General features: G+C 65.7%; 15 protein-coding genes and 1 pseudogene. 6 read left to right on the top strand and 10 right to left on the bottom strand.

Annotated features, from left to right (window positions below; all coding sequences use genetic code 11):
- Nucleotides 1-32: 32 nt before the first annotated feature.
- From ABN273_RS56740 to ABN273_RS60135, 6 genes and pseudogenes are all read right to left on the bottom strand, one after another.
- A complete protein-coding gene (locus ABN273_RS56740) occupies nucleotides 33-545 on the bottom strand; it encodes a hypothetical protein (RefSeq protein WP_349458093.1) in 513 nt (170 codons plus the stop codon).
- Between the two features lie 194 nt (nucleotides 546-739).
- A complete protein-coding gene (locus ABN273_RS56735) occupies nucleotides 740-2,257 on the bottom strand; it encodes an MFS transporter (protein WP_349458092.1) in 1,518 nt (505 codons plus the stop codon).
- 319 nt (nucleotides 2,258-2,576) lie between these two features.
- On the bottom strand, nucleotides 2,577-3,482 hold the full coding sequence (locus ABN273_RS56730) for an NADP-dependent oxidoreductase (RefSeq protein WP_349458091.1): 906 nt from the start codon (nucleotides 3,480-3,482) through the stop codon (nucleotides 2,577-2,579).
- A 298-nt stretch (nucleotides 3,483-3,780) separates the two neighbouring features.
- Nucleotides 3,781-4,719 (bottom strand): dioxygenase family protein, encoded by a 939-nt coding sequence (locus tag ABN273_RS56725; protein WP_349458090.1) that lies wholly within the window; start codon nucleotides 4,717-4,719, stop codon nucleotides 3,781-3,783.
- A gap of 79 nt (nucleotides 4,720-4,798) precedes the next feature.
- On the bottom strand, nucleotides 4,799-5,086 hold the full coding sequence (locus tag ABN273_RS56720) for a hypothetical protein (RefSeq protein WP_349458089.1): 288 nt from the start codon (nucleotides 5,084-5,086) through the stop codon (nucleotides 4,799-4,801).
- Nucleotides 5,087-5,123: 37 nt separating this feature from the next.
- Nucleotides 5,124-5,714, bottom strand: a pseudogene (locus ABN273_RS60135) (hypothetical protein); the annotation flags it as partial.
- Between the two features lie 90 nt (nucleotides 5,715-5,804).
- Here ABN273_RS60135 and ABN273_RS56715 point away from each other — a divergent pair.
- From ABN273_RS56715 to ABN273_RS56700, 4 genes are all read left to right on the top strand, one after another.
- Nucleotides 5,805-6,422 (top strand): acyl-CoA-like ligand-binding transcription factor, encoded by a 618-nt coding sequence (locus tag ABN273_RS56715; protein WP_349458100.1) that lies wholly within the window; start codon nucleotides 5,805-5,807, stop codon nucleotides 6,420-6,422.
- A gap of 281 nt (nucleotides 6,423-6,703) precedes the next feature.
- Nucleotides 6,704-7,633 (top strand): oxidoreductase, encoded by a 930-nt coding sequence (locus tag ABN273_RS56710; protein WP_349458088.1) that lies wholly within the window; start codon nucleotides 6,704-6,706, stop codon nucleotides 7,631-7,633.
- A gap of 78 nt (nucleotides 7,634-7,711) precedes the next feature.
- A complete protein-coding gene (locus tag ABN273_RS56705) occupies nucleotides 7,712-8,386 on the top strand; it encodes an SDR family NAD(P)-dependent oxidoreductase (protein ID WP_349458087.1) in 675 nt (224 codons plus the stop codon).
- A gap of 36 nt (nucleotides 8,387-8,422) precedes the next feature.
- Entirely contained in the window at nucleotides 8,423-9,061 is a 639-nt protein-coding gene (locus ABN273_RS56700) for a ferredoxin--NADP reductase (protein ID WP_349458086.1), read from the top strand.
- Between the two features lie 81 nt (nucleotides 9,062-9,142).
- Here the strand turns inward: ABN273_RS56700 and ABN273_RS56695 are convergent, their stop codons facing one another.
- Entirely contained in the window at nucleotides 9,143-9,736 is a 594-nt protein-coding gene (locus ABN273_RS56695) for an acyl-CoA-like ligand-binding transcription factor (protein WP_349458085.1), read from the bottom strand.
- 110 nt (nucleotides 9,737-9,846) lie between these two features.
- Between ABN273_RS56695 and ABN273_RS56690 the strand changes: the two genes are divergently transcribed.
- Entirely contained in the window at nucleotides 9,847-10,779 is a 933-nt protein-coding gene (locus ABN273_RS56690; RefSeq protein ID WP_349458084.1) for an oxidoreductase, read from the top strand.
- A 52-nt stretch (nucleotides 10,780-10,831) separates the two neighbouring features.
- A complete protein-coding gene (locus tag ABN273_RS56685) occupies nucleotides 10,832-12,034 on the top strand; it encodes a cytochrome P450 (RefSeq protein WP_349458083.1) in 1,203 nt (400 codons plus the stop codon).
- Nucleotides 12,035-12,620: 586 nt separating this feature from the next.
- Here ABN273_RS56685 and ABN273_RS56680 read toward each other — a convergent pair.
- From ABN273_RS56680 to ABN273_RS56670, 3 genes are all read right to left on the bottom strand, one after another.
- On the bottom strand, nucleotides 12,621-16,343 hold the full coding sequence (locus ABN273_RS56680; protein WP_349458082.1) for a caspase, EACC1-associated type: 3,723 nt from the start codon (nucleotides 16,341-16,343) through the stop codon (nucleotides 12,621-12,623).
- On the bottom strand, nucleotides 16,340-16,750 hold the full coding sequence (locus ABN273_RS56675) for a hypothetical protein (protein WP_349458081.1): 411 nt from the start codon (nucleotides 16,748-16,750) through the stop codon (nucleotides 16,340-16,342). The genes ABN273_RS56680 and ABN273_RS56675 overlap by 4 nt, the downstream gene beginning before the upstream one ends.
- 63 nt (nucleotides 16,751-16,813) lie before the next feature.
- Nucleotides 16,814-18,157 carry a hypothetical protein gene (locus tag ABN273_RS56670; RefSeq protein WP_349458080.1) on the bottom strand — a complete coding sequence of 448 codons (1,344 nt, stop codon included), beginning with the start codon at nucleotides 18,155-18,157 and terminating at the stop codon, nucleotides 16,814-16,816.
- Between the last annotated feature and the right edge of the window lie 920 nt (nucleotides 18,158-19,077).

Here is a 19,077-nt window from a genome sequence, read left to right as displayed (position 1 = left end):
CTCCCGCTGCCGTGGGAAGGCATTGGGAAGGATCAGTCGCAATCGATCGGTGACAGTCGTACAGCACCGGACACATCAAGAAGCCCTTGATTAGCGTTCCCGCTGGTCAGGGGCGCTTTTATGCTGGTCGGACCCGGTGCCCCGGCGAGGGACCCAGAAGAAGGAAAGAAACCACGGTACGACAGCGCGCCAGCTCCCCAGCTGCTCATGGCCTGGGTGAGCGCTTCTTTCATGGTGGTCCAGTCGGTCATGACGACGCTGCCGCCGAGAGCGGCGTCGTAGTAGCCGACTTGGGACCGGAGGAAGTGCTCCATGAAGGCGTCGGGGTAGTGCAGGCTCTTGGCCGTGAAGTAGCTGCGGAAGAAGGCCGCCGCCTGCTGTGAGGCATGGCTGGTGTCCACGACATCCGGGTAGACACCGGCGCGGCGTTCGGTTGGCTTGGACGGTGTTGTCGCCGGTGCGGCCCCGGCTGCCGAAGCGGAACCGAAAAGTGCCAGTCCGGCGGCAGCACCGCCGGCGGTCAGGAGTGCTCGTCTGTCCATCATGAACCTTTCGGGGACATGGGCCGTCGTGTCGGCGGCCCGGGCACGCAGCTATGCGCGGGGAGAGGCGGTGGGCAAGGCGCCGTGTCCAGTCAGATCACGATGCGTGCGGCCCTTAATCGGCACCGGTCCCGTGCGATGCCGACGGCGGCGGGAGTCGGCCTGGTACCAGGCTCGGGAGGTGAGGGCCGCCTGCGTCAGTGCATGATCACCTGCGTCTGGGTTTCGAGTGCCTCGCCCGTGCTCGTATCGGTCGACGCGCGGCCCGCGTTGATCAGGGCCAGCGCTATGGCGCCGGCGGCAGCCACGATGCCTGCGGCGACCCAGGCGGCGTTGGCATAGCCGTGCACCATGCCCTGGAGCTGTACCAGTTGCTGCTGCGACTTCGTCGTGGCCGTGGTGATGTGGTCCTGGATGTAGGAGGTCATGGCGGAGGCGGCGATCGTGTTGAGCAGGGCCGTGCCGATCGCGCCGCCCAGCTGCTGCGAGGTGTTGACCATGGCGGAGGCGACACCCGCGTCCCGCGGCTCCACCCCTTGCGTGGCCACGGAGTTGCCGGGCACGAACCCGGTGCCCAGGCCGATGCCTATGATCAGCTCGGCCGGCAGGAGAAGAGCGGCGTAGGAGGAGTCGACCTCAATCCGGGTCAGCAGGAACAAGCCGACGGCGGCGATCAGAAAGCCTGGGCCCATCAGCAGCCGCGTCGGAACGCGGGTCATCAGGCGGACGCCGATCTGGGTCGTGCCGGTCATCACCCCCACCACCAACGGCAGGAAGGCGAAGCCGGTCTCGACCGGCGAGAACCCCTTGACGACCTGCAGGTAGTAGGTGAGGAAGAGGGACACGCCGTAGATCGCGATGTTCGCGAGCCCCAGGGAGAGATAGGCGCCGCCGCGGCTGCGTTCGGTGACCACCCGCAAGGGCAGGAGCGGGGCCTTGACCCGGGACTCGGTGACGGCGAAGGCGAGCAGCAGGACGGCCGAGGCCGCGAACAGACCCAGGGTGAGGGGGTCCGTCCAGCCGTCGGACTCAGCGCGGGTGAAGCCGTAGACGAGGGCGACCAGGCCGGTGGCGGACAGGAGTACGCCGGGGATGTCGAGCGGGTTGCGGTTGCGGCCGCCCTCCGGCTCACGGACCACGAACCAGGCGCCGACTGCGGCGATCGCGGCGAAGGGGATGTTGACGTAGAAGGTCCAGCGCCAGTTCAGGGACTCGGTGAGCACGCCGCCGAGGATGAGGCCGACGGCGCCTCCGGCTCCGGAGATCGCACCGTAGATGCCGAACGCCCTGGCGCGCTCCTTGGCGTCCGTGAACATCACGGAGACCAGGGACAGCGCGGCGGGGGCGAGTATCGCGCCGAACACCCCCTGCAATGCGCGGGAACTGAACATCATGGCCTCGTTGGTGGCGGCGCCCCCCAGTGCGGAGGCCGCGCCGAACCCGATCAGACCGACGACGAAGGCGCGTTTGCGGCCCCACAGGTCGGAGATCCGGCCGCCGAACAGGAGCAGACCGCCGAAGGCGAGAGCGTAGGCCGTGATGACCCACTGCCGGTTGCCGTCGGAGATGCCCAGGTCCTGCTGGGCGGAGGGCAGGGCGATGTTCACGATGGTGACGTCGAGGATGACCATGAGCTGGGCGAGCGCGATGAAAACGAGGGCTCGCCAGCGGTTGGCGTCGGTGACGCCGGGAGGCTTGAGGGTTGTTTCGGACATAGGGGTCCCCCTTCGGGACTTCGCAAGGGAATGGCAGAAATGCTGCACAGCGGATGCGGCAGGCGGGGAGCGTCCTGGGCCCGGCGAGGGACTGGGGGTGGTCCGCTGCCGGGCCCAGAAGCCGGCGCCGATCCCGCCCCCGCGACGATCGGCGCGGTGGGGCCGCCTCCGCTCAAGGCGGTCCCGTCTGGGAAAGAATGACCTCCGTGGACCGGGCGGCAGCTCGGTGCCTGCCTCTACCTGCCTCTAAGGGACGGGTGACGTATGGAAGTTCGGCATCGGGGCGGACGGACAGTCAGCCTTGGGCCGTCCAACCTGCTCAGATCTTGATGACGAGCTTGCCGCGGGCATGGCCGGCCTGGCTGCGGGCGTGGGCCTGGGCGATCTGGTCGAGGAGGTACGTGGCTTCGATGTGGGGGACGTACGCCCCGGCCGCCCCCAGGCCCGCGGCCTCCACCAGAGAAGCCGGCGTAGCAACGTCGGGGGCGAGGGAGAGACGGGCGCCGTGTTCGGGGGCGGTGGGGTCGGCGATGGAGACGACGGCTGCGGGAGCGGGCGCGATCTTGACGAGGTCCGGCAGGGAACCAGCGCCCGCCACGTCGACGACGACGTCCACACCGCCGGGAGCGAGCGTGCTCACGCGGTCCGCCAGCCCGGGCCCGTAGGTCGTCGGCGTGGCACCGAGCGAGCGCAGATACTCCTGGTTGCCCTGGCTGGCGGTGCCGATCACGGTGGCCCCGCGTGCGACGGCGAACTGGACCATGGCGCTGCCGACGCCGCCGGAGGCGCCCTCAACCAGCAGCGTGCTGCCCGCACCGACCTTCATCTCGTTCAGCACGCGGACTGTCGTCTCGGCCGCCACTCCCACGGCTGCGGCCTGCTCCATCGTCCACGCGTCCGGTACCGGCGCCCATTCATAGAGCACCGCGTACTCGGCCGTGGTCCCCACGCTCGAGTTCCCGAACACCCGGTCGCCGACGGTGACACTGGTCACGCCGTCACCGACCTCGTCCACCACTCCGGCTCCGTCCCGGCCCGGGATCTTCGGGAACTGCAGCGGCAGCATCTCCTTCAGGTACCCGGCCCGGAGCTTGGAGTCGATCGGGTTGACACTGGCGGCCTCGACCCGGATCCGGACCTCGCCCGGACCGGCGTGCGGCTCGGGCACGTCCTCGACCCTCAGCACCGATGGGTCGCCGTACTCGTGATAGGTCACTGCTCGCATCGAAAGGGACCTCCAAGTCCTTTATAAAATCGGGTAGTTGCGATGGCTGGGTGGGCGGTGGGCAGGCGCCACGCTGCGGGGCGCTCAGGGGGCCTCGGTGACCCTGACGATGGCCTTTCCGCGGGCGCGTCCCGTCTGGAGATGTCAGCGGATCAGGCCTGAGCTGAGGCGCCGCCGGTTCCAAGACTGTGGGCGGCGCCTGACGGCGCCGCCCACACCGGGTGGTTCACAGTCGCATCAAGTGATTCCCCGGGGACACATCCGCGGTCGGACCGCCGGTGCGGCGGGCCGCTGCGGGTCACTGCTTCCAGAAGCCCTCGAGGAGGTACGGGTCCTTCACCTCGTCGAAGCCAATGGGGCGGAGTACGTAGTCGCAGGTGAGGGTCCGGTATGGGGCGGTCAGGCCGCGTGCTGCCCACTCGGCGGGATCGTCGTGCAGTTCGGTCTTGTGGATCAAGTCCCGCGCGATCGCACCCTCGCTGACCGTGTCGACGAGCGGATCGCCCTCGAAGTGGATCTGGTGGGTCAGCATGTGATGGTCCTCGTGGCTGATGTACGCGTGGATGTGCCTGGCGCGCGAGTTGGCCCGTCCCAGCATGTTCAGGAGGTCGTCGAGGGGGCTGCCCGGGACCGCCGCGGGCTCCACGCCCGGCACGACGGTCCGGTACTCGTAGCGGCCCTCGGCATCCGTGACGATCTTGCCGCGCAGGTGGTACTTCGGCAGGTCGAAGTCGACGACGTCGAGGTCCTCCAGGGGGCCTGCCTGCTCGGGCGTCAGACCCGCATACCTGCCGTCGGCGGTGGTCTGCCAGAGATCGATCACCGCGCCGGGCAGCGGCTTGCCCGAGGTCGACCGTACGACGCCGGAGACGATCAGGGTCTCCCCCGGCTCGTTGGGCGCCATCGGCAGCACGCCGGGGTTCTCGATCTCCGGTGCCCCGGGCACGTAGGCGGGTCCGGTCGGCATCCACGTGGAGGCGCCGTCCTTCTCCGGGTCGGCGTAGGCCCTGCCGTGACTGACCTCCATCGGGCGAGCGCCGATGAGCTGGATCGCCGCCAGGAGGAAGTCCCCTGACTCGACCAGCTTCGTCAGGTAGGTGATGGCCCGGCCCAGTTCGTCAAACGTGATGCCGTGCCTGAGCGCCACGTCCCCGAACGCCTTCTGGAGGTCGTCGAACACGACGCGCAGCCGCTTGTTGAACTCGATGTCGGTGCGGGGGGTCTCAGTTGTTGTCACAGTCACTCCGTTCCGGCGTCGCCGTCGATATACGGCGCGCCCAATTTCCGAAAACTGTTGTGCATGACGGGGGTGTGGATCATGGGGAGTGGCAGCCTCGTGCGTTCCAGACGAGGGGTGCCTTGCGGTTCCAGGTGTTCTTCTCGAGCGTGTCGAGGAGGAAACGGGCGAGATCGGCGCGTTGATCCGCGTCCCTGGCTTCTCGGTGCCAGCTGCCAAGTCCGGTCAGCGCCGCCAATCCCGAGATGGGCAGGGCCGCCGCCGCGCCGAGAGACAGGTGCGCCGGCTTGTGCACCAGGAGGTCCGCGGAGGCCGCCGCGTACTCGGCGAACCCACCGGGCCGGATCGACCCGTACACGCTCGTCACCCGGCTTGAACCTGGTGACGCCCGAGCCGACGGCCTCGACCCGCCCGGCAACGTCGCCGCCGAGGGTGGGCTTCCTCGGCGGCACAGCCCGGTGGCCGGGCGCGGGTACAGGTGGCTCGGCGCGCAGCTTGTGGGTGCCGAGCGGGTTCACCGCCGCGGAGTTGATCCGCACCAGCACTTCTCCGGCCTTCGGCACCGGCTTGTCGATTCTTTCGAGCCGCAGGACATCGGTCGCAGAGCCGTACTCGCGGTGGACGATCGCTTCCGCGGCGGGGGCCTCCTGGTGTTTTTCCTGGGGACGGGCAGAGGGCCCGGAGTCCCGCGCGTCCTCGCTGCCGCTCGCCTCCGCCGGCCCCTGCCGCCGAGTTCCGGCGCGGACGCCGCGTTGACGAACTTCGACTGCCGGTCGGACCGCATCGGTGCGTACGTGCGGGCACCGGTCAGGTCCTGTATGGCGCGGCGGCGTCCACGCGTTGTCGCTCGGGACGTCCACCAGTCCGTCCGCGACGGCCCGGGGGCCCTTCGCCTCCTCGCGCACCGCCAGGACGACGCCGCCTGCCTCCGTGTCGATGAACGTCTGCTCGGCCAGGTCGGGACACGGATGCGGGGCCCTGTTGCTCGCTGACATGCTTCCCAGACTGCCATCGATGACACATTGAGTCAAATACGTCCTTCTGAGCCCACTGCGGCGCAAGGTAGCATCGGAGTCGTGGTGGATATGAACGCGGCCCCAACGGCCGACATCGCGGAGCGCAAGCGTCAGCTCGTACGCGGCGAACTGGCCGAGGCTGCGGTGACGTTGCTGGCTGATCAGGGATTCGAGGAGACGACGGTCGACCAGATCGCGGCCGCCGTGGGGTTGTCACGCCGGACGTTCTCCCGTTACTTCCAGTCCAAGGAAGACGTGGTCGTGCACATGATGTCGGGACCCAGTGCGCGGATGTGCGCGGAACTGCGCGCCCGGCCCGCCGACGAACCGCCCGCGGTAGCGCTCCGCCACGCGCTGTCGGTTATCACTTCGCTGAGCGTCACCAATCCGGACAAGACACTGCACGTGAGCAGGCTGATCCTGGACACGCCGGCCGTGCTGGCCCGGTTCCTGGAGCGGCTGTCGCGGTGGCAGGCCGAGATGGCCGGCATCCTCGCCCACCGCACCGGGCTGGATCCTGACGCCGACATGCGCCCTGCCCTTGCCGCCGGTGTGGCGCTCACCGCGTTCCAGACCGGGCTGCGCCGCTGGGTGGACCGCGACGGCACTGAGGCCTTGGATGAGCTGGTCAACCAGGCTTTCGCGATGATCACCCCGGCGCTTGACCTCGGCACAGCACCGAGCTGAACCTGCCCGCGGCCCGGTAGGCGTCGATCCCGCTGCCAAGGCCGAGCCGTTCCCGCTGTGCCGCCTCCGCGCCCGCATGGGGAGCCGCTCGCCCCTCGGGAAGTGGACCTGATGGGCATGGCATACGGTGCCCGGCCTCGATGTGCGGGGCCGGGCACCGCATGGGTGGCTGGGTTAGCGCCGCCGCCCGGATCAACTGCGGCCAGATGCCGCCTCGCGCCCGATTTCGTCACACCGGGATCTGATTGACACATTGAGACATGGATGTCAGGATGAGTCACATGGAGAGCAAATGGACGGCCGACCGGATCCCGGACCTGGCCGGAAGGACCTTCGTCGTCACCGGGGCCAACAGCGGCCTCGGACTGGCCACCACCCGGCACGTGGCTCGCCGCGGCGCGCATGTCGTGATGGCCGTGCGGAACGAGGCCAAGGGGCGCCAAGCCGCCGCGGAGATCAGTGACGCCCACCCCGGGGCGAGCCTTGAGGTGCGCCACGTGGACCTCGTCGACCTGGATTCGGTGCGCGCGTTCGCCGCCGGGATGCACGCCGACGGGGTGGGGGTGGACGTCCTGGTCAACAACGCGGGAGTGATGGCGGCGCCCCGCCGGTTGTCCCCGCAGGGGCACGAGTCGCAGTTCGCCGGCAATCACCTGGGCCATTTCGCCCTCACCGGCTTGCTGTTGGACCTGCTGCAGGCGGGCAGCGATCCCCGGGTGGTGACCGTCACCTCGGTGGGGCACCACGGCGGCAAGATCTTTTTCGACGACCTGACCGGTGAGCGGAAGTACGCGCCGGTGGCGTATTACGACCAGTCGAAGTTCGCCAATGTCCTGTTCGGGTTGGAACTCGATCGCAGGCTGCGCGCTGCGGGGAGTCCGGTGCGCAGCCTGCTGGCCCATCCCGGGCTCTCGGCCACGAACCTGACGTCCACCGGCCCGACCGGCCTGATCAAAGTGGGCGGCGCGATCGTCAAGGCTCTGGTCTCCCAAGACGTCGACCGGGGCGTGCTGCCCCAGCTGTACGCCGCGACCGCGCCGGACGCCCGCGGTGGAGAGCTCTACGGTCCCGACGGCTGGAAGGAATTCCGCGGGCATCCCACGACGGTCCCTCCGGACCCTGCGGCCGAAGACCCGGACACGGCACGTCGGCTGTGGGATCTGTCCGAGGAGCTGACTGGGGTCCGCTTCGCCCTCGCCGCCTCGTCCTGACCCGGGCTGTCGGCTTCAGCTCGCGTCGAAGACTGCCCGATTTCGTCATCTGATCGCTTTTCTCGAAAGGACATTTTCATGCCTACCATCGCCATTGTCGGGGCCGGCTCCGGCATGGGCCTGTCGATCGCCAAGGTGTTCGGCCGTAACGGTTTCTCCGTGGCGCTCGTGGCACGGACCCAGGAGAAACTGGACGGGCTCGCCGCAGAATTGGGCGAGGCGGGGATCGAGGCGGCCGGGTTCGCGGCCGATGTCACGGACCGGCCGTCCCTGGCCGCCGCGTTCACCCGCATCAAGGAGCGGTTCGGCCAAGTCGACGTACTGGAGTACTCGCCCGCGCCGAAGATGAACCCCGAGGCCATGATTGCTCCGTTGGACGCGACGGTGGAGAACCTCCAGCCGGAGCTGGACTACTACCTCTACGGCGGTCTCACCGCGGCACAGCAGGTACTCCCCGAGATGATCGAACGCGACGCCGGCACCCTCCTGTTCACCACCGGCGGGTCCTCTCTGGAGGTACTCGCCGGGCCGCCCGAGTTCGGCAACATCGCCGTCGCCACGGCCGCCCTTCGGGCCTACGTGCTCAAGCTCAACCAGGTGCTCACCGGCACGGGCGTGTACGCGGCGCACGTGCCGATCTTCGCCTGGATCGGCTCCGGCGGCCCGGAAACCCAGGCCGACACCATCGCCGAGCGCTACTGGGACATCTACACCAAGCGCGAGGGCGCCGAGCACCCCTACGACGTCCGGTGAAGTACCGGCTGACCCGTTTCGGAGAAAGAGGCGATCATGTCCCCGGCGATCTTCATCCGGAAAGCTCACGAGTACGACGACGTCTACTCCTACTGGTTTCGCCATCCCACGCTTCGCTACGAGGGAGGACGGTACGTCCATCTGCAGATCGGGGCGCTCTGGTCGGGCGGTGCGGTGCGGGAGCTGTCGTTCGCTTCCGCACCACATGAGGAGGAGTTGATGTTCACCGTCCATATTGGATCCGGAAGCCGCTACAAGCGCCGTCTCCATACTCTTCGACCGGGGGACCGGGTGAGGGCGTTCTTGGTCGGCGGCAACGTTGTGCTCCCCAAACGGCCCACCGGTAAACCGCTCGTGTTCATCGCCGGCGGCGTGGGCATGGCTCCGTTCCGTTCGTTGATACTCGAGGCGCACCGTCGCGGCGGCTTCGATCTGCGGGTGATTCAGGTCCAGCGTGGCGACTTCCTGTACCGTCACGAACTCGAGCCGCTCGTCGCGGAGTACGCGGGGGTGCGGCCCGAGGAGCTCATCGGCCATGTCCGGGCGCAGGCCGCCGCAACGCCGGAGGCCCTGTTCTACACTTGCGGCTCGCGTCGGCTCATCACGACTGTCCGGGACGAACTGACGGCGGCGGGCGTCGACAAACGGAGCATTCTGATCGAGAACTTCGGATGACGTCCGGTGATGTGGCGCCAGAACGCGGTGTGGGCCAGTCTGCGGCGGCCCACACCGCTTTTCTGTTGGCAGAAGCCTGGGTCAGTTCGTGCCGGTGGTGAGGTCGAGTGCCGGCGTGACAGCCGCGAAAGCCTCGTCGACCAGTTCGTCCATGTCGGCGGTGCCACCGCCGTCCACCCAGCGACGCAGCGCGGCATTGAACGCGGTCAATGCGACACCGGCGGCGATCCTCGGCCGCAGATCGGCCTCCGGGGCGAGACCGGTGCGCTCCGCCAGGATCGTCGTCATCTCGTCCTGCCAGTACGACTGCCGTTCCAGGAACCGGGCCAGCAGAGCCGGTGTACCGAGCATCAGCCCGGTCACATGCTGCGTCTTGTCCGGATTGCCGGCCATCAGCGCCGTGATCACCGACAGCGCGTGACGCAATGCCACCGCGGGCGGCTCGTCGGCCGGCCGGGCGCGCAGTGCCGCACACAACTGCGTGCCGGCTCCCGCGAGCATGTGCACAATGACGTCTTCCTTGGACTCGAAGTAGCGGGAGAACGTGCGGCGCGACATCCCCACGGCGGCCGCGATCTGCTCGACCGTCGTCTCGTCGAATCCCTGACTGGCCAGCAACTTGACGGCGGCTTCGGTCAGCTCGTCGCGCACTAGCTGACGCTTGCGCTCGGCCATGTCGACCGCTGGGGCTGCGTACATATCCACCAGCGCATGCTACCTCGCGTTAATCCAGTCTCGCCAGGAAGCAATTGACTCAATGAGTCAATCGTGACAGCCTGGGAATCATGGCGGGAAGCAAGTGGACCGCAGACAGAATCCCCGACCTGAACGGGCGGACGGCCGTCGTCACCGGGGCCAACAGCGGCCTCGGCCTGGCCACCACCCGAGAACTCGCCCGGCGCGGCGCGCACGTCGTGCTGGCGGTGCGCGACGAGGCCAAGGGGCGCAGGGCGGCCGCGACGATCATCGGTGCCCGGCCCGGTGCGCGCCTGGAGGTACGTCGTCTGGACCTGGCCGACCTGGACTCCGTCACAGCGTTCGCCGCCAGGATGCATGACCGCGGCCTGGGAGTGGACCTCCTGATCAACAACGCCGGTGTGATGGGGCCGCCCCGCACGCTGAATCGACAGGGCCAGGAGGTGCAGTTCGCCAGTAACCATCTGGGCCACTTCGCCCTCACCGGCCTGCTGCTGGACCTGCTGCAAGCCGGCCGCGATCCGCGGGTGGTGACCGTCGTCTCTGATCTGCACCGCGGCGCGCGGATCGACTTCGACGACCTGACCGGCGCCCGGAGGTACGCACCGATGCGGTTCTACCGGCAGTCCAAGTTCGCCAACGTCGTGTTCGCGCTGGAGTTGGACCGTCGGCTGCGCGCGGTGGGCAGTCCGGTGCGCAGCCTGCTGGCCCATCCCGGGTTCTCGGCCACGAACCTGCAGACCAGCGGGCCGACCGGCCTCCTGCGGACCTTCGTCACACTCGGTCGCGGGCTGATGGCCCAGGACGCCTCGATGGGCGCCCTGCCCCAGCTGTACGCGGCGACCGCGCCCGCTGTCGAGGGTGGCCAGTTCTTCGGTCCGGACGGCTTCCGAGAGCTGCGCGGACATCCCACGACGGTCCGTCCGGACCCCGCGGCCGAGGACCTGCAGACCGCGCGGCGACTGTGGCAGCTCTCGGAGGACCTGACCGGCGTGTCCTACGCATCCACCTTCTCGGCCTGAAGCGGGCAGGTGCAGGACGGTCTCACAACAACCAGGAAAGAGTGGACGGACCATGACGGAAGCCCCGGAGTTGCCGCTGCAGATGCGGCGCAACGGTTTCGACCCGGTCGAGGAGCTGGCCCAGGCGCGCGACGGTAAGGGCGTGGCGCGGGTGATGACGCCGTTCGGCGTGCCCGCGTATCTCGTTCTTCGCTACGAGGATGTGCGCGAGGTGCTGTCGGACCCGACCCGGTTCAGCAGTGCCTTCCGCGCGGGCGGCATACCCGGTGGCGCGACGCAGGTGAGCGAGGAGGAGCGGGACGCGCTGCGGTCCGGGAACCTGATCGGGCTCGACCCACCGGATCACACGCGGTTGCGCCGGATGCTGACCCCGGAGTTCACGGTGCGCCGGATGCGCCGGCTTCAGCCACGGATCACCGAGATCGTGGATGCGGCGCTGGACGACATGGAAGGGGCCGGCAAGCCGGCCGATCTGGTGTCGAACTTCGCGCTGCCGGTGCCGTCCTTGGTGATCAGTGAGTTGCTGGGGGTGCCCTACGCCGAACGCGCCGAGTTCCAGGACCGCTCCGCTCGCCTGCTGGACATCTCGTTGCCGGAGGAGGAGCGGATCGCGGCACGTTGGCAGGACCGCGAGTACATGGCGGGCCTGGTCGCCCGTGCCCAGGCCGACCCCGGCGAGGACATGCTGGGGATGCTGGTCCGCGAGCACGGCGACGACCTGACCACCAATGAGCTGATCGGAGTCGCCAGCCTCCTTTTGCTGGCCGGACATGAGACGACCTCGAACATGCTCGGTCTGGGAACCCTGGCCCTGCTGCGGCACCCGGACCAACTCGCCCTGATCCGCGACGATCCCGCCAGGGTCGAGCCGGCCGTGGAGGAGATGCTGCGCTGGCTGTCCATCGTGCACTCGCTGCCGCCGCGCACCACCACCACGGAAGTGGAACTGGCCGGGCACACGATCCCCGCGGGTTCGCTCGTACTCCCGTCGCTGTCCGCCGCCAACCGGGACAGCTCCTTCATAGAGAAACCCGACACCCTCGACATCACGCGAAAAGCCGCCGGCCATGTCGCGTTCGGCCACGGACTGCACCACTGCCTCGGGGCTCCGCTGGCCCGAATGGAGATGCGCATCGCGTTCCCGGCGCTGCTCCGGCGCTTCCCCCGGCTCGCGCTGGCCGAACCGGACGACCAGGTCGAATTCCGCCTCTTCAGTGTCGTGTTCGGACTGAAGTCGCTGCATGTGACCTGGTGACACCAGAAGGAGAGATACCTATGCCGTGGGATGTCCATCGGCTGCCGCGGGCCGAAAGCCGCACCTTTCTGATCACAGGCGGCAACGCCGGGATCGGGTTCCCGCCGGTCGTAGACTTCGCGTGATGTGCAGCTTGGAGGTGTTCGAACGCCCGGGGGTAGAACCGCCTGATCACTCTTCTACGCTAGGCCGCACTGGGCTGGTGCCGCCATCTCAACGGCAGCGACGACTGCCTGTGGGAAGGCATTGGGAAGGATCAACCGCAGACGATCAGTGACAGCCGGACAGCGCCGGACACATCAGGAAGCCCTTGACCGATGTTCCCGCTGGTCAAGGGCGCTTTGCTGCTGGTCGAACCTGGTGCCCCCGGCAGGATTCGAACCTGCGGCACCCGCTTTAGGAGAGCGGAGGCTTCTCCGTAGATTCAGGCCCTTTGAGCTGGGCGAAGATACTATGCGGCGCCCGAGTCATGCAAGATCATCCCATGCATATCCCCGAACAAGCCGACCGGGCCATCACGGGCGCGGGCGCCCGTGATGGCCCCTTGAGCCTCATTGCTTCACGGAAGGGGAGATTCACGCTCTCTTCAGCCTGCGTTGAGGTCGTACAGCTTCCATGCCGGGTAGCGTATGGCTGTACCTTCGCGATCAGCGCCGTCCATGAGGTTCCTGCGGTGCAGCATCAACCGTATGTGTCGTGCTGCATCGCTGTCGTCGTCTGGGCCTGGGTCCAGCAACACCGCGGTTGGAGCTCCTTCGCTGTTCCGTAGAATCGCATCTGCCGGATGCCCATTGATGCTTTCCCCGAGTGTGACATTGGTGCGCGGTCGTTTGGACAACTCTTGGTAGAGGCGTTTTAGTAGTTTGTCCGAATCTTCTTCGCGGCTATGAGGTATGGCTGCATCGGCGGCCTCCAACAGGGTCGTAGCAACGCTGCCCCGCTTTCCCCAGAGGCCTCTGTCGCCGACCACGATGAGGTGAGTACGGGCTCGGGTGATGGCGACGTTCCAGAGGTTGAGCTGTCGATCGACCCAGCTTATTGCGCCTGGGTGCATCCCTTCGCCGGCGACGAGAGAGAACACCATGACGTCGCGCTCACCTCCCTGGAAGGTGTGTACTGTGCCGACGCGCAATCGCTCATGGCCGTATCGGCTCAATCGACGGTGTAGCTCTTCGGCCTGGCCTCTAAAGGGAGTGACCACGCCGATGGTTGCATCCGCTGGCAGTCTCGCTAGTAGCTGCTGGACGAAACGGTCAACCTGAACGATCTCGTCGTTGTTTATCCAGGAGTCTCCATAGCGATTGCGAGCGGGCCTTCCTGCTATGTGGGACCAGAAAACTGGAGGGTGAGGCAACGACTGCCGGCTTCGTGTATCTGTGAGTACTGTCAACTGGCTGTCATAGAAAAGTTTATTGGAGAGAGAGGCGATGTTCGGGTGACAGCGGAAGTGCTCGTCGAGGAGCAAGCTGCCACCAGCGGAGCATTCGGCAGCGTGGAAAGCAGAATGTCGTCGATATGCAAGGCGATGCTTTTCCAGCCAGTCCGGACGCAGCCCGGCTTTGTGGCGGATGATGGCCTCCTGTTCGGAGGTGATCTTCGCGATATGGGGCAGCTGCATAACATCGCCGATGACCAGAGCACGCCGAGCCCGAAAGAAGAGAGGCAGGACGTGCGGAATGGCGCACTGGCTGGCCTCATCGATGATCACCAGATCGAAGAGACCGGGATTGGGGGGGAAGCGCCGCCGTACTGATAGGCTAGTCACAGACCAGGCTGGCACTGCAGGTAAGATCTCCTTCGCCGCAGGCCAGTCGTTGCGGCCGCTGTCCCGCGTATCTAGCAGGGCAAGGATACGCTGCCGTCCACTGCGAGCGTTGGTCTGGACCGTGCTTGCCAGTAAGACACGTGAGGCGGTCTGGACGGCCTTTTCAGCCGCATCCAGCGTCGCAGAAAGCTCATCATCACGCACGTCCGCTGCTTGCCGATAATTGCGGCGCCAGTTGGCTTCTGCAGCTGCGAAGTTGGCGAGCGCGATACAGCCCTGAGCAGTGTCACCGTTGTACCTGTTAAGGCCGAGCTGGCGCAATAGGCGGGTTCGCCGCCATGTACCTAGGATGCGTGCTCGGGCGAGGCGTTTTGCCTTGTTGGATACTTGATCCAGATTCATTATAAGGTGGCTGAGGAGTTCGGCCGTCGGCATGCCAAGGAGACGGGAATGTTCTTCACGTGCCTCGCCTGCCTGGCGCAGTTCTCTCTCCGTCACTGCTACGCGAGCGAGATCCTGCCATACGCGCGACAGCCGGTCGCGTGCCACTTCAGTCTCCATGGTCGCCGTCGCCACGGTGCATGCGGCAGGCGGCATGGCGCGTAGCGTGTGCAACGCGGTGGTCTCGGCCTGCGTATAGTCCATGGTCTTCGCCGAAGCGGAACCGGTGCGCACCATGCTGCCAGGAACTAGCTCTTCGCAGCGGCGCCAGACTTCATCAACAGCCTCGTTGTTGTTGGACGCAACGAGTACGGATTGGCCGTTGACTACAGCGGTGGCAACAACGTTGACCACGAGCTGGCTCTTGCCGGTTCCGGGCGGCCCGGTCGCCACGGTGAAGCGGCGAGTCATTGCGGAGTGGAGGATCTCATATTGAGCCTCGTTGCAGGGCAAAGGCGTCACCAAACGCGAGGGTGTCGGGTCGGTGGGTGAGAGCGCCTGCACCCGCTCCACTGGATCTGGCGAGAGGGCGGCAAGTGCCGTATCCCGGATGGAAGCCGTTTTTTGTGAGATGGCGTCAAGATCGCCGATCAGTTTCTTCGTGGCCCTGGTGTCACGCGGTGCTACAAAGAGGACAGCAGTGTTACGGGCGCCATGGGCGGGCGTGCGTACATCAATGTAGTCGTCGAGTTGATCGGGGCGTGGCTCCTGCACGCATGGTAACTCGAACTCCTGGCTAAGAAGGTTGCGCACTTCGACGGCCATACGATCGTGTTGCCCACGATGCCAGGTGGGCTGATAAGTGTCGGCTAGGTGGGCGGCTTCCTCTTCGCCCAGCCACTCACGCGTTAGCCGAGGATGCGGCTGGACAGGTCCGTAAGGCTTCAACCGCACCTGTCCGTCTAGATGGACGATTTCGAGTCGGCGTATCAGAAGAGGAGCGAACTTCGGGTGGTGCCATGGACGCGCACCGCGAGGTCCGTTAAGGACTACGGCGGGATAGCCCGCCCAGAGTTCGGCATTCTGCTCGGTCGCTAAGTCGATGAGAGAAGCCGCCTCCGTGGGTAGAGCTGCGCAGCCGTCCTCGTCCACGTCACCAGTGAGGAAGCGTTCTGAACCTGAGAGACAGACATACGATTTGTTGTGATCGCCTACGGACATCAGCGGCGTCTCGGTGTCGTCCGAAAGTATGCACTCCTTGTAGTAGCCCAGCAGATCGTTCCACGTGGGCTGGGATGGTGCGGCCTTATGGGCCTGGCTCTGCACTGGATCAGCTGGCTGATCTACAGGTCTGCGGCTTAAGGGAGCGAGGCGTGGGGCGCTGCCAAGCGGGCAGCTGGCAATGATGATGCGATCATCGACGCCATGCGCGGACTTCACGGGTACCTGCCGGTGGCCCAGGGCCCGCATACGCCGATTGACGTATTGAAACAGCTCTTCCACCGACACCTCGCCGCTGCCATCCTTGCCCACTTTCCCCGTCCTCAGGGCTTCGATCACTTCGGCCGTGAAGGCGGATGGCTTCGCCTCGGCGGTGCCTACGGTGTCGGCGTAGGAATCCTCGCTAGCGCGCGAGGAGGACAGTACGTAGACGCCGCGACTGGTCAGCAGTGCTTCCTCGCCGGACTTCGCCACTGATCGAGGAGCCTGGTGGTCGGAGGTACGCAATCCGACGGTGAATCCGCCGCTGCGGCACGCGTCGATCATCACGACCTTTTGCGGAGCCCAGCACTGCTCTAGCTGCTCGTTGACGAAACCAGCGCTCACCCCGGTCTCAGAGATCCGGTCAAAGTCCGTGTCTGTGGCAATGAAAAAGAACTCTCCGCCAGCCTGGACCAGCCGAGTCCCGTGCCCAGATACGTACACCACGACCAGCTCGTCCTGCGCGCATTGCTCGAGGAACTCGCTGATGGCTTGCCGCATGTCATCGGCTGTGAGGTCGATCAGGGGCGTTACGGAAGAGAAGGCGCCGATATTGCGGTGTTCTAGTACTTGGCGAAGCTGCCATACGTCTGCCCGAGCAGCCGGCAACCTAAGAAAGCGGGCGTCGTCGTATTGCTCGTTGCCGATCAGAAGGGCTCTTCGGCGAATCAGCCGGCTCATGGAACGTTGCCTACAACGTCGCCGTCTTCGTCGCTGATCTTCTCCAGGAAGTCGTGGACCATCCGCTCTTGAGCCTCGTCCGGCCGGCCCGTGATTGTGATCGAATTGTCTTCGTAGGTGAGCTCGACTTTGCGGTGTCTCTCTTTGGCGCACCATTCCTTGATCAGTGTGACCAAGATCTGAGAAATCGGGCGAATGGCCGTGGCTACGGATGCCCAGAGTGCCACGTCTGCCAAGCCGACGCCCTTATGTCCGGGCGCGGCGGACGCGTCGCCGTAGGAGAACGTGACATCGAGTCCTTCCACGCTGCGCAGCCTGTCATGAAGATCCCGGGTGAGCCGCTCCTGCCGCAGTGCGTCTCCGCCTGTTAGCACAACAAGCTGCCACTGAGGTCGTCCGTTCGCCATACGCTGCTCCTTGCTGTTGGGCTCTTAGGTAGGAGGAGCCGTGGGTGCACTTCGACTCGTTGCCTAAAGGAGACGCATCGCCATGACGGAGCCATCCTCGCGTAGGGAGACAGGACCGTCCCATCCTTGAGTGGCCTCTGTAGAAAGCCACTGCGACCGCAACGCGTGGGCCGCGCGCCGGTACCGTTCGACCTTTCCGTTGTACAGATGGAGGAAAAGGCTCTCTGCCACGCCAGAGAAGGCCTCGACGCGGGTGCCGTTCAACCGGAATACGTGATCCGTACCTATGAACTTGGTGCCGCCAATGCGGTGGGCGACATCCTGGACAATCCCAGTTCCGGGATGGGTAAAGCCTTCAAAGTGCTCTCGGCCCTGCCGCTTTGTCAGATACTGCGCGGTGGGGTCCCCACCACCGGTGAAGGCCATGAGGCCAGCCGCTCCCGCTCGGATAATCGCACGCCGAAACCAAGCGAAGTGCTCAGGCTGCACCTGAAAGCCGCTGACGCGAGGCTCCTCTTCGCCCTCAGCAGGCAGCCGTACCTCGGGATAAATGTTTAGGTCATCTAGAGCTTGGTTTGCGTCGGCTGCCGGGTCGTCCGGCGCTACGGACAGCGAGCCGTCACCCTCGGCATGAAGCGCATGAACGATAATGCCGCCCTGCCCAAGGAGTTCTGTGGACATCACCAGACTGGGGGTCGTATTCCACGGCCCCACATGTACCGCCTCCACTTGGGCCGAGGCGCTCGCCAGCTGGGTGTGCACATACTGGGTCTTGCCATGGGTGCCCCTGCAGGCAAGAGGAATGACTTTCGACGGCTCTCCGGGTTTCCACACCTCTAGGAGATAGTCGGGACGCAGGCGTATCCAGTCGCGTCGCTTGACGTCCTTGCCCGTCAGGGCCCAGCCGGCCTGCAATGCGATATCCGCATCAATGAGGGAGACCGTGTGATCTGGGTACCGCTCCCTGATGATGTGTTCCGCGAGAGCAAGGGCGAATCCGATCCCGAGCTCACCTGACTGGACCGTCTTGTAGTGACGCCTCGGGTTCAGACCTTCCCGCGACAGAGCCATGTAGTGTCCGGAAGCGCCGTCGAGAGCCTGGCAGTACTTCAGGCAGCTCCAGTGCTCGGCCAGCCCCCGCCCTGCGCCCTGCCGGGACAGCACTGAGGCACGTCCGAGGGCATGCAGAACCTCCCACGGGGTTATTTTGATCGACATGTCGCGCATGACTGCGGGGAGCCTGCCTAACCCTGGCTTGCGACGGAGCGGATCGCGCTTGTCCTCCCGTCGTTGCGCGTCATCCCTTGCCGAGGCGCTGGCAACAGCGGCGGCTAAGGCGGAGGTCGAGTTAACCTGTACGTTCCACGACTTCGCCAAGTCCTTCAATACTTCTACTGCCTCTTTCACTGAGCCCCCAGCGGCTAGCGATACAGCAGGGGTAGCACGTTCGCCGGTAGAAGGGCGCACAAGTGGTGGACGCGAACGTCGGCTGCGTCGACCGTACTGAGTGCCTTTCCGGGCCTTGGTGAAAGATTTCAAGGGAACGGATGTTTGTCAACGCCCCAGTCCCCTCGATAGTTCCGACTTGACATGTCTCCCAGCCACTCCGAGAGCAACTAGCAAATATGTGTTCGAAAGCTGTGTACTGCAAGCCTGCCTGCCTGGCTGCGGCAAAGCTCTTTGTTGGCTGAACTCGATCTGGGCATCCTTCACAAATGAAACACCACTCACTGTAGCCAGGTGTGTTTTGAGGCGTCGATGGTGAGAAGCTCGTGACGACGAAGTTGGTCGCAAGTGATCGGCAACAGACTGTAGCTGCGGCTCGGCCTCTAGTTCCGCGCTGTTGCGAAAGTTGGAGCATATGTTCGACTAGTTGAGAAAAGTCAACACCGGCCCGCGTGTACTCTCGGTACCCTTGTACGCCTTCAAGGCCCGGAATAGGGATTTAGTGCGGGTGGTATCAACGGTTTCTCTTGGCGTGGATAAGATATAGCGCCACCATATCTCATACCTCTGGTCGAGACTGATTCGACATCGTCCAGCAGTTGGGATCACCAGAGACAGAAGCTAGGGCGCCTCAGAGATTGTCCGCCTTTCAGGCGGACCGAATGCCCTGCTATAGGCCGCTCCCTTCGAGGGCAGCGGTGATGTGCATTGGCTGCTGCGCGCTGTTGGTGGTCCATATTGTCGTCAGCCCTAGCCTCGATCTTTCGTGATCAAGGAGTGGTCGGCTAAACGGTCCGGCTGAAGGTCGAATTGCGTGCTGTGGTCAGCATGCTGGCCCGGCTGTCGCGTCGGGTGGGCGGGGTTCCACGGGCCCGCGGGTG

It is taken from the genome of Nonomuraea sp. B19D2, from assembly GCF_040137845.1.
Taxonomy (GTDB): domain Bacteria; phylum Actinomycetota; class Actinomycetes; order Streptosporangiales; family Streptosporangiaceae; genus Nonomuraea.
The sequence above is the reverse complement of the archived record's forward strand: the minus strand, read 5'-3'. Positions and strand labels throughout refer to the sequence as shown.

What these genes read in the sequence shown, in the direction of transcription:
- ABN273_RS56740 (WP_349458093.1), bottom strand. Translation starts at nt 545, where the DNA reads ATGATGGACAGACGAGCACTCCTGACCGCCGGCGGTGCTGCCGCCGGA.
- ABN273_RS56735 (WP_349458092.1), bottom strand. Translation starts at nt 2,257, where the DNA reads ATGTCCGAAACAACCCTCAAGCCTCCCGGCGTCACCGACGCCAACCGC.
- ABN273_RS56730 (WP_349458091.1), bottom strand. Translation starts at nt 3,482, where the DNA reads ATGCGAGCAGTGACCTATCACGAGTACGGCGACCCATCGGTGCTGAGG.
- ABN273_RS56715 (WP_349458100.1), top strand. Translation starts at nt 5,805, where the DNA reads ATGAACGCGGCCCCAACGGCCGACATCGCGGAGCGCAAGCGTCAGCTC.
- ABN273_RS56710 (WP_349458088.1), top strand. Translation starts at nt 6,704, where the DNA reads ATGGAGAGCAAATGGACGGCCGACCGGATCCCGGACCTGGCCGGAAGG.
- ABN273_RS56705 (WP_349458087.1), top strand. Translation starts at nt 7,712, where the DNA reads ATGCCTACCATCGCCATTGTCGGGGCCGGCTCCGGCATGGGCCTGTCG.
- ABN273_RS56700 (WP_349458086.1), top strand. Translation starts at nt 8,423, where the DNA reads ATGTCCCCGGCGATCTTCATCCGGAAAGCTCACGAGTACGACGACGTC.
- ABN273_RS56695 (WP_349458085.1), bottom strand. Translation starts at nt 9,736, where the DNA reads ATGGCCGAGCGCAAGCGTCAGCTAGTGCGCGACGAGCTGACCGAAGCC.
- ABN273_RS56690 (WP_349458084.1), top strand. Translation starts at nt 9,847, where the DNA reads ATGGCGGGAAGCAAGTGGACCGCAGACAGAATCCCCGACCTGAACGGG.
- ABN273_RS56685 (WP_349458083.1), top strand. Translation starts at nt 10,832, where the DNA reads ATGACGGAAGCCCCGGAGTTGCCGCTGCAGATGCGGCGCAACGGTTTC.
- ABN273_RS56680 (WP_349458082.1), bottom strand. Translation starts at nt 16,343, where the DNA reads ATGAGCCGGCTGATTCGCCGAAGAGCCCTTCTGATCGGCAACGAGCAA.
- ABN273_RS56675 (WP_349458081.1), bottom strand. Translation starts at nt 16,750, where the DNA reads ATGGCGAACGGACGACCTCAGTGGCAGCTTGTTGTGCTAACAGGCGGA.